The sequence below is a fragment of the uncultured Campylobacter sp. genome (assembly GCF_963517995.1).
Classification (GTDB): Bacteria; Campylobacterota; Campylobacteria; order Campylobacterales; family Campylobacteraceae; genus Campylobacter_A.
Genome location: NZ_CAUQHQ010000088.1, coordinates 1 through 8,842, shown reverse-complemented (window position 1 = coordinate 8,842; position 8,842 = coordinate 1). Strand labels below are relative to the sequence as shown.

Here is an 8,842-nt window from a genome sequence, read left to right as displayed (position 1 = left end):
AGACGAAGTCGAGTTTTTAAAGCGAAAATACAAACTCATGTGGAACAAAGCGGTTGAAAATTTCAAAGGAGACAAGGAGTAGTCGTGGAAATTTTAGAGGTAGAGGGTTTTAAAATTTACGGACTAAAAACTCGCACCAAAAATGCCGACGAGATAAACGGAGACGGTAAAATCCCAGCCTTGTGGGCTAAATTTATAAAAGAATTTTATGACGGCAAGAGCGAAATTTACGGCGTTTATTGCAGTTACGAAAACGGCGTAAACGGGCTTTACGATTTATTTATCGGAACTAAATCGCTTTGCTCAGGCGGCGAAATTTTAGAGATAAAAAGCGGCAAATACGCCGTTTTTAGCTTTCCGAACGAGCCGCAAAACGTAGCAAAATTTTGGGGAGAAATTTGGAAATATTTTGAAAACTCTGAGCTAAAAAGAGCCTACGAAACGGACTTTGAGAAATATTTAAACGAAAAAATAGAAATTTACATATCAATAAAATAAAAGGTAAAAAATGACGTTTTCAGAGATTATTTTGACGTTGCAAAACTACTGGCGCGAGCAGGGTTGCGTGATACTGCAGCCATATGATATGCCTGCGGGCGCGGGCACTTATCATCAGGCGACTTTTTTAAGGAGCCTCGGGCCAAAGCCGTGGGCGACGGCGTATGTCGCCCCTTCTCGCCGCCCGACCGACGGTAGATACGGCGAAAACCCAAACCGCCTGGGTGCATATTATCAGTTTCAGGTTCTCATTAAACCAAGCCCGGAAAACGTGCAGGAACTTTATCTAAAAAGCCTTGAAAAGCTCGGGTTAAATTTGAAGAATCACGACATCCGCTTCGTCGAGGATAACTGGGAGAGCCCGACGCTGGGCGCTTGGGGGCTAGGCTGGGAGGTCTGGCTAGACGGCATGGAAGTAACGCAGTTTACTTATTTTCAACAAGTAGGCGGCATCGCCTGCGAGCTGGTTTCGGCCGAGATCACTTACGGCCTAGAGCGCCTTGCGATGTATCTGCAGGACGTAAATAGCGTCTATGATATAGTTTGGGACGATAGGGGCGGCAACATCGTGACCTACGCCGACGTGCATAAGCAGGGCGAATTTGAGTGGAGCAAATATAATTTCGAGGTCGCGGACGTAGATATGCTGTTTCGCCAGTTTGAAAACGCATTCGGCGAGTGCAAACGCTGCTTGGAGGCCAAAATTTCTCTGCCTGCGTATGATTATTGCATGCTTGCGGCGCATACGTTTAACGTCCTTGACGCGCGAGGAGCGATCAGCGTAACGCAAAGGCAAGACTATATCCTAAAAATCCGCGAGCTGGCTAAAGAGTGCGCGCTGACGTATAAAGCTAGCATCGACGCCGCCCAAAACGACGCGAAGGGCGAATAAATTTTGATGAAAATCGGCGAAATTTATAAAATTTTAGACGAGATTAGCCCGTTTGCGAGTCAAGAGGAGTGGGATAACAGCGGACTGCTCGTGGGCTCGTTTGAGGCGAGCGCGCAGCGCGTTTACCTTAGCCTTGACGTCGATGACGAGCTTTTGGACGAGGCGCAGCCAAATTCGCTTATCGTCACGCATCATCCGCTCATTTTTAAAGGGCTAAAATCGCTAAATTTGGACAAATATCCAAGTAGCCTAATTGCAAAAATGATGACTAAAAATTTAAGCCTGATCGCTATGCATACTAATTATGATCTAAGCCATCTAAACGAGTACGTGCTAAGCGAAATTTTGGGCTTTACGCCAAAGGAGCGCGATGGATTCGTGCTTTATGCGGACGTAAATTTGAGCTTTGACGAGCTTTGCGAGAGGGTAAAAACAAAGCTAAATTTGAGCCATTTAAGGGTTTGTAAAGGGCGAAAATTTGACCGCAATGCGCCGGTAAAGCGCCTTGCGTTTTGTACGGGAAGCGGCGGCGATTTGATAGATAGCGTTAAGGCGAACGTGTTTTTAACGGGCGATCTAAAGTATCACCAAGCCATGAGCGCCGTGCAAAATAATCTTACTATGCTAGACATCGGGCACTTCGAGAGCGAGCGGTATTTTGGGGAGTCGCTTGCAAAATATTTGCAAATTTTGCCGATTCCTACTATAATATCCAACTCAAAAAACCCGTTTTCATACAGTTAAAGGAAAAAGATGAATAAATATCTAGAACAGCTAGTCGAGCTCTCAAGTATCGATAAAGATATCGACGATTTTACCCCGCGCCTTGAGAAAGTTCAAAGCGTTTTAAAAGCTACTAAGGACGAGCAGGCGGCGATTTTAGCGCAGATCGGAGAAGCGGCTACGAGCGTGACCGAGCTAAAAAATCAAAAATCTCAAACCAACGCGCACATAGCCGAATTTAGCGCAAAGATAAAAGACGTCGCTAAAAAAAGCAGCGCTGCAAAAACCGAAAAAGAGATAAAAGCGCTTCAACTAGAAGACGAGCTAGCTAAAGAACAGCTAGAGGCCGCAAACGAAGAGGTCGAAAGACTAGAAAAAATCATAGATAGCAAAAATGCGCTAAAAAGCGAGCTTGAGGCAAAGGCTGCGGAGCTTGGCGAAAATTTGATCAAAATCGAGAGCGAAATCTCGGCCGAAGTCGGCGCTATCGAGCAGCAAAGAGACGAAATATACGCTAAGAAAAACAAGCTAGTTGGCGAGATGAATCAAAAAATCTTGACCTTTTACGAGAAAATCCGCAAATGGGCGCACAACACCGCCGTCGTGCCGGTCAAAAAGCAGGCCTGCTACGGCTGCTTTATGCAGATAAACGACAAGACTTATTCTGCCGTCATCAAGGGCGAAGACATCGTGACCTGCCCTCACTGCGGCCGAATTTTATACAAAGAAGCGGCGAACTAGCCTTTAAATTTGATAATAATTTATTACGTTTTAGTCCTCGCGGCATTTGCCTTGGGGGCTTTACCGCTTGCGATTTTAGCTTTTAAGAAAAAGTACAGAGCCTCGATCCCCGCTAGATTTTTTTTGTTTAAAAATCCCAAATTTGACGCCTCACGCGTGCATTTTCACGCGTGCAGTTTCGGCGAGGTGCGTTCTATCGCGCCGCTAGTTAGTAGATTTAAAGACGCGGCCGCAGTCTCGGTAGTAACCAAAACGGGATTTGACGAGGCGAAAAAAATCACGCAAAATACGCGTTTTTTGCCGTTTGAGATATTTTTACCGTTTTGGCTAAAGCCTGCTAAAATAACGGTTATTTTTGAGGCCGAGCTTTGGCTGGGGCTTGTTTTTTGGGCTAAATTTAAAGGTTCGCGCGTCATTTTGATAAACGCTAGGATTTCTGATAGGAGCTACAAAAGCTATCTAAAATTTGGCTTTTTTTATGGGTATTTGTTTAAATTTATAGATAAAATTTACGCCCAAAGCGATCTAGATAAACAGCGTCTGCAGCGACTAGGCGCCAAAAATATCGTCGTTAGCGGCAATATAAAATCAGCCTTTTTGCCAAATCCGAGTAAAATTTACGCCAAACCAAAAGAGCGCGCGATCGTGCTAGCTAGCACTCATACGGGCGAGGAGGAGCTGATTTTGCGCGAGTTAAATTTGGGCGCAAACGACAAGCTGATACTCGTGCCGCGCCATCCGGAGAGATTTGGCGAAGCGGGCGAGATTTTGGCTAAATTTGCCGTAAAAAACGGACTTAGTTTTTCTAAATTTAGCGAAACGAAAAATTTTGACGCGCAGTGCGTGCTGGTCGATGCGATGGGCGAGCTGGTAAATATTTATAAATTTAGCGACGTCGTCGTGCTCGGCGGTAGTTTCGTGCCAAACGTCGGCGGACACAATCCGATCGAGGCGGCACAGTTTGAAAACGCCGTGATAAGCGGGGAGTTTATTTTTAACCAAAAGGCCCTGTATAGCGCGGTTGACGGCATAAAATTTGCAAAAGCGAGCGAGATAAGTTCGCTTTTAAAGCAAAATTTACCCAAAGCAAAAATAGTCGCCAAAGGCGATGCGAGCGAGATTTTAAAAGATATTGAGGAAAATTTATGAAAGAAGAAAAAGCCTATAAACTGCTGGCGATCCAGGAAGGCATCTCAAACAACGAGGCAAAGGAACTAATCGACGCAGGCCTAGTTAGCGCCAAAGGACAGAGGATCGCCGTGGCGCGCGCGATGATGAGTGCGGCGACTAAATTTAACGTGCAAAAGCTACCGCGCCCAAGCGTGATTTTCGAGGATGAAAATTTGATCGCGGTTGATAAACCGGCGTTTTTAACCTCGGAAAAAGTGAGCGAAACTTATAAATTTCCTCTGCTTCACAGGCTCGATAAGGAAACTAGCGGCGTGCTTTTGCTTGTAAAAAACGAGGAATTTCAAAAAAAAGCGATCGAGGAGTTTAAAAACTGCCGCGTAAAAAAAGAGTACGTTGCGGCGGTCAAGGGTATCGTGAGCGAGGAATTTAGCGTAAACGAACCCATAATCACGCTAAAAAACAGAGGCGGAGCGTTTTCTAAGATATCGCCAAACGGCAAAGAGGCGTTTTCGCACGTGACGCCGGTGATGGTCGCAGGCAAAAAAAGTCTCGTAAAAGTCGAGATAAAAACCGGCAGAACGCACCAAATCAGAGTGCATCTAAATCACGCGGGATACGGGATCGTGGGGGATGAAAAATACGCTAAAAATAAAGCCGCAAGAATGTATCTGCACGCTTATAAAATCGAGCTTTTAGGATATAAATTTAGGTCAAATTTTAGCAGTGATTTTAACAGGCTCGGTTTTGAAATTTCAAGAAATTTTGAGATTTAAAGAGCGATAAAGCTTAAATTTAATAAAATACGCGCTTTAGCTATAAATGTAAATAAAAGGTAGAATGTGTTTGAACAAATCAGCGAGTCGTTTCGTTTAGCCGTTAGTAAAATTCGTTTCGTAGACGATGAAAAAGCGCTAAATAACGCGCTTGACGTGCTTAAAAAAGCACTACTAAAAGCCGACGTTCATCACAAAGTTACCAAAGAATTGCTAGCTCTCATAGAGGCCGATCTTAAGCAAAGCGGAATAGGCCAAAAGCAATTTTTAGACGCTATAAAGTCAAATTTGACGAAGGTTTTAACCGCACCGGGCAACCAGGGCTTTGTCTTTGCGCCAGTAGCTCCTACAATCGTGCTGATGGCAGGCTTGCAAGGTAGTGGAAAAACCACTACGACGATAAAACTAGCTAATTATCTAAAACTTAGAAAGAAAAAAGTTTTAGTCGCAGCGTGCGATTTGCAACGCTTGGCAGCCGTCGAGCAACTTCGTCAGCTTTGCGAAGCAAACGAGATAGAGCTTTTTAGCATAGAAAACGAAACCGATCCTCTAAACGTAGCCAAACAAGCGCTAGCTAAGGCAAAAAGCGGGCTTTACGACGTACTTTTGGTCGATACGGCGGGACGCCTAGCGATAGACGAAGCTTTGATGAAGCAGATAAAAGATATCAAATCAGCGCTTGAGCCGCATGAAATTTTTTACGTAGCCGACGCTATGAGCGGACAAGACGGCGTAAAAACAGCAAGCACGTTTAACGATGCGCTAAAAATAAGCGGCGTGGTGCTAAGCAAATTTGACTCGGACAGCAAAGGCGGCGTAGCTATCGGCATAGCCAAGCAGCTAAACATACCGCTTAGATTCGTAGGTATCGGCGAAAAAGTCGGCGATATGGAGAGCTTTATTCCCGAGCGTATCGTAAGCCGCATAATGGGCGAGGGCGACTTGGCGACGTTGGTTGAGAAAACTAGCGCCGTGATAGACGAGCAAGAAGCAAAAAGAATAAATAAAAAGATCAAAAAAGGACAGTTTAACTTTAACGACTTTTTGTCGCAAATGGAAAGCGTCAAAAAGCTCGGAAATATGAAAAGCCTAATCGGTATGATACCGGGCCTCTCAAGTGTGGCAAATCAGATAAAAGATATCGACCTTGATAACTCCAAGGAAATTTTACATATCAAAGCTATGATAAATTCGATGACGCAAAAAGAGCGCGAAAATCCTGATTTGTTAAACAACAGCCGAAAAAGACGTTTGGCTGCCGGTTCCGGGCTATCTCAAGTAGAGGTAAATCGCTTCTTGAAGCAGTTTGAAAATGCATCAAAAATAGCAAAGAGATTTTCTGGCAAAGAAGGCCTAAAAGGACTTGGAAATTTACTAAACCAGGCTAAAAACTCACACCCTAATTAAAGGGCTTAAATTTGGCTACGAGCGTGACTAAATTTAAGCCTATTTAAAAAATAAAAGGAGAAATATAATGGCAACAGTAGTAAGACTAACGAGAATGGGACGCAAGAAAAAACCTTTTTATCGTATAGTCGTAACGGATAGTAGAAAAAGAAGAGACGGCGGCTGGATAGAGTCGATCGGTTACTACAACCCTATGGTCGAGCCTGAGGTGGTAAAATTTGACGCTGAGCGCTTAGCTTATTGGAAAGGCGTTGGTGCGAAACTTAGCGATAGGGTTGCAAAAATAACTAGCAAATAACTTAAAAAATGGTAGAAAACTTTTTACTTGAATACGCTAAACTCATCGCCGATTTCCCAGAAAAAGTAAAACTTGAACGAGTCAAGCTTGACGATGATTTTACCGAACTAGTAATATATGCCGACAAGGTTGATACCGGTAAACTAATCGGTAAAGACGGTAGAACAATAAATGCGATAAAAACCGTTATTGTCGGCTATAAAGCTAAAGATACGACTTCATACCGCGTTACGGTAAAACACCTTGAGTGAATTTGTAGAAGTCGCCTTACTTGGAAAAACCGTAGGACTAAAAGGTTTTGTCAGGCTTAACAATAGAGGTGATTTCCCTGACCAGTTTAAGAAAAATACCGTTTTTTATGATATGGACGGCAGTAAACTGATCGTCAAGAACTACAACTGCGCAAATGATACGATTGTTTTTTATGGTTTTGAGGATGTAGATAGTGCAAAAACTCTCACAAACAAAATAATTTACACTACAAAAGAAGAAACTAGAAAAAATTGCAAACTAAAAAAAGGCGAATTTTTCTATTTTGATATCATCGGTTGCGAAATTTACGAGAATAACCAAAGGCTGGGCGAGGTAGAGGATATAAATGCAGTCGGGGCAAATCATCTATTTCTCGTAAAAACCGATAAAAATTTGATTACCAAAGGACTAGAAAAAAGTTTTTATATTCCGTATATAGATATTTATGTAGAAAAAGTCGATGTAGAAAATAAAAAAATCTATACCAAAAATGCTATCTTGATTTTAGAAAATTCCTGATGAAATTTACCTTTGTTACGCTTTTTGAAAGCCTTGTACGACCATATTTTCAAGATAGTATTTTAGGTCGTGCCGTAAAAGAGAATCTTGTCTTGATTGATTTTTTAAATCCTCGAGATTTTAGCGCCGATAAGCATAAAAAGGTAGATGATTATATGGTTGGCGGCGGTGCTGGTTTACTCATGACGTGTCAGCCTCTTAATGATACTTTAGATTTTTTATTAAAAAATGAGCCAAGAATCCATACTATTTTTCTCGCGCCTGCCGGGAAAAAATTTACTCAAAACGATGCTAGGCGTCTAGCAAAAAAAGAACACATCTGTCTAGTTTGCGGTAGATATGAAGGTATAGACGAGCGCATATTAGAAAAGTACGCGGACGAGATTTTTTGCATAGGCGATTTTGTGATGACCGGAGGGGAGCTGGGCGCGCTTTGCATTACCGATGCGATTTCTCGCAATATCGACGGCGTTTTAGGGAATAATCAAAGCCTTGAAGTTGAGAGTTTTGAAGGCAATTTGCTCGAAGCCCCCTCTTTTACGAAACCCAGTGATTACAAAGGTTCTGGAGTGGTTTCAGCGTTTTTAAAGGGAGACCATGCTAAAATTAGAGCTTTGAAAAATAATATGGCGTTCTTAAAAACTAGGTTTTTTCGTCCGGATTTATACCGAAAATTTGAGTCGCCGACTAAGGAAAAAATATGAGAAACAAGTATATAGAGGCATTTGAACAAACTCAAATAGCTCAAAAGTCTGTGCCTGATTTTCGTGCTGGAGATACTTTACGTATAGCTATCCGTATTAAAGAAGGCGATAAAACTAGAATTCAAAATTTTGAAGGTATCTGCATAGCAAGACGCGGTAGCGGAACAGGCGAAACTTTTATTATTAGAAAGATCGGCGCAAACAGCGTAGGCGTAGAGAGAATTTTCCCTATCTATAGCGAGAGTCTAGAGAGCATAACCGTTCTAAGACAGGGTCGCGTACGCCGCGCTAAGTTATTTTATCTACGCGATAGACGCGGTAAAGCTGCTCGCATTAAAGAGCTTAAAAAATAATTTTACTTCCTGCAAAAGTCTATTTTTAGGCTTTTGCTCCCTACCTATTTTCTTAAATTTCAAAAATCGCTTAATTAAAATCAATTCTTTTATCTAAATCTAGAGTTACAATGTCGTTATTATTTTATAATAAAGGTTGTAAATGGAAAAAATCGTATGGCAAAATGACGTATTTAACGGCGTTACTATAGCTAAGCTTTTTGATGGTCCGCACAGCAAAGAGATACGTATAAATTTAGAAAAAGGCGCCGAGATGAAAGAGCATAAGGCGCCTGGGGCGATAATGGTTCAAGTTCTAAGCGGAAAAATAGATTTTAGCGTCAGTGAGGATTCTAGGACACTGAATGCGCTTGATATGGTTACGCTTGATCCAAACATTCCTCATGCGCTCATTGCGCTAGAAAATAGTATCGTAAGACTTAGCTTAAGCAAAAATGACGATGTAAGTCGAGTATTCAAGGTTTTAAAATCTTGAGGTATAAGCTTTTTAGGCATTAAATTCGCCAAACGCCTAAGCATAGCGGGCGCGAAAATCATCGGCACCAGCGCTC

13 protein-coding genes and 1 pseudogene are annotated in these 8,842 nt (G+C 42.4%); all 14 read left to right on the top strand.

Features of this window, described 5'->3' with window-relative positions; translation table 11 throughout:
* A pseudogene (locus RYL88_RS09065) lies at positions 1–82 on the top strand (DUF3972 domain-containing protein); the annotation flags it as partial.
* 2 nt (positions 83–84) lie between these two features.
* Positions 85–498, top strand: a complete 414-nt coding sequence (locus RYL88_RS09060) for an effector binding domain-containing protein (protein ID WP_314990740.1) — start codon at positions 85–87, stop codon at positions 496–498.
* 10 nt (positions 499–508) lie between these two features.
* A complete protein-coding gene (gene glyQ, locus RYL88_RS09055) occupies positions 509–1,390 on the top strand; it encodes a glycine--tRNA ligase subunit alpha (protein WP_314990738.1) in 882 nt (293 codons plus the stop codon).
* Positions 1,391–1,396: 6 nt separating this feature from the next.
* Entirely contained in the window at positions 1,397–2,134 is a 738-nt protein-coding gene (locus RYL88_RS09050; protein ID WP_314990736.1) for a Nif3-like dinuclear metal center hexameric protein, read from the top strand.
* Positions 2,135–2,143: 9 nt separating this feature from the next.
* Entirely contained in the window at positions 2,144–2,854 is a 711-nt protein-coding gene (locus RYL88_RS09045) for a zinc ribbon domain-containing protein (RefSeq protein WP_314990734.1), read from the top strand.
* 9 nt (positions 2,855–2,863) lie between these two features.
* Complete coding sequence (waaA, locus tag RYL88_RS09040; RefSeq protein WP_314990732.1) at positions 2,864–4,003, top strand: lipid IV(A) 3-deoxy-D-manno-octulosonic acid transferase; 1,140 nt, start codon at positions 2,864–2,866, stop codon at positions 4,001–4,003.
* Entirely contained in the window at positions 4,000–4,758 is a 759-nt protein-coding gene (locus tag RYL88_RS09035; protein WP_314990730.1) for an RluA family pseudouridine synthase, read from the top strand. The genes waaA and RYL88_RS09035 overlap by 4 nt, the downstream gene beginning before the upstream one ends.
* Before the next feature lie 66 nt (positions 4,759–4,824).
* On the top strand, positions 4,825–6,165 hold the full coding sequence (ffh, locus tag RYL88_RS09030) for a signal recognition particle protein (protein ID WP_314990728.1): 1,341 nt from the start codon (positions 4,825–4,827) through the stop codon (positions 6,163–6,165).
* Positions 6,166–6,232: 67 nt separating this feature from the next.
* Positions 6,233–6,463, top strand: a complete 231-nt coding sequence (gene rpsP, locus RYL88_RS09025) for a 30S ribosomal protein S16 (RefSeq protein ID WP_002951203.1) — start codon at positions 6,233–6,235, stop codon at positions 6,461–6,463.
* Between the two features lie 8 nt (positions 6,464–6,471).
* Entirely contained in the window at positions 6,472–6,714 is a 243-nt protein-coding gene (locus RYL88_RS09020) for a KH domain-containing protein (RefSeq protein WP_297968498.1), read from the top strand.
* Positions 6,707–7,234, top strand: coding sequence for a ribosome maturation factor RimM (gene rimM / locus RYL88_RS09015; RefSeq protein ID WP_314990726.1), 528 nt, complete (start codon positions 6,707–6,709; stop codon positions 7,232–7,234). The genes RYL88_RS09020 and rimM overlap by 8 nt, the downstream gene beginning before the upstream one ends.
* Positions 7,234–7,938: a tRNA (guanosine(37)-N1)-methyltransferase TrmD gene (trmD, locus tag RYL88_RS09010; protein ID WP_314990724.1), complete on the top strand. Its 705-nt coding sequence runs from the start codon at positions 7,234–7,236 to the stop codon at positions 7,936–7,938. Before rimM ends, trmD begins: the two co-directional genes overlap by 1 nt.
* Positions 7,935–8,291, top strand: coding sequence for a 50S ribosomal protein L19 (gene rplS / locus RYL88_RS09005; RefSeq protein ID WP_002951216.1), 357 nt, complete (start codon positions 7,935–7,937; stop codon positions 8,289–8,291). The genes trmD and rplS overlap by 4 nt, the downstream gene beginning before the upstream one ends.
* Before the next feature lie 142 nt (positions 8,292–8,433).
* Positions 8,434–8,766: a cupin domain-containing protein gene (locus RYL88_RS09000; protein ID WP_314990722.1), complete on the top strand. Its 333-nt coding sequence runs from the start codon at positions 8,434–8,436 to the stop codon at positions 8,764–8,766.
* Positions 8,767–8,842: the final 76 nt, after the last annotated feature.

Excerpts from the sequence above, each read along its gene's own strand:
- glyQ (WP_314990738.1), top strand. The coding sequence starts at position 509 with ATGACGTTTTCAGAGATTATTTTGACGTTGCAAAACTACTGGCGCGAG.
- RYL88_RS09050 (WP_314990736.1), top strand. The coding sequence starts at position 1,397 with ATGAAAATCGGCGAAATTTATAAAATTTTAGACGAGATTAGCCCGTTT.
- RYL88_RS09045 (WP_314990734.1), top strand. The coding sequence starts at position 2,144 with ATGAATAAATATCTAGAACAGCTAGTCGAGCTCTCAAGTATCGATAAA.
- RYL88_RS09035 (WP_314990730.1), top strand. The coding sequence starts at position 4,000 with ATGAAAGAAGAAAAAGCCTATAAACTGCTGGCGATCCAGGAAGGCATC.
- rpsP (WP_002951203.1), top strand. The coding sequence starts at position 6,233 with ATGGCAACAGTAGTAAGACTAACGAGAATGGGACGCAAGAAAAAACCT.
- RYL88_RS09020 (WP_297968498.1), top strand. The coding sequence starts at position 6,472 with ATGGTAGAAAACTTTTTACTTGAATACGCTAAACTCATCGCCGATTTC.
- trmD (WP_314990724.1), top strand. The coding sequence starts at position 7,234 with ATGAAATTTACCTTTGTTACGCTTTTTGAAAGCCTTGTACGACCATAT.
- rplS (WP_002951216.1), top strand. The coding sequence starts at position 7,935 with ATGAGAAACAAGTATATAGAGGCATTTGAACAAACTCAAATAGCTCAA.
- RYL88_RS09000 (WP_314990722.1), top strand. The coding sequence starts at position 8,434 with ATGGAAAAAATCGTATGGCAAAATGACGTATTTAACGGCGTTACTATA.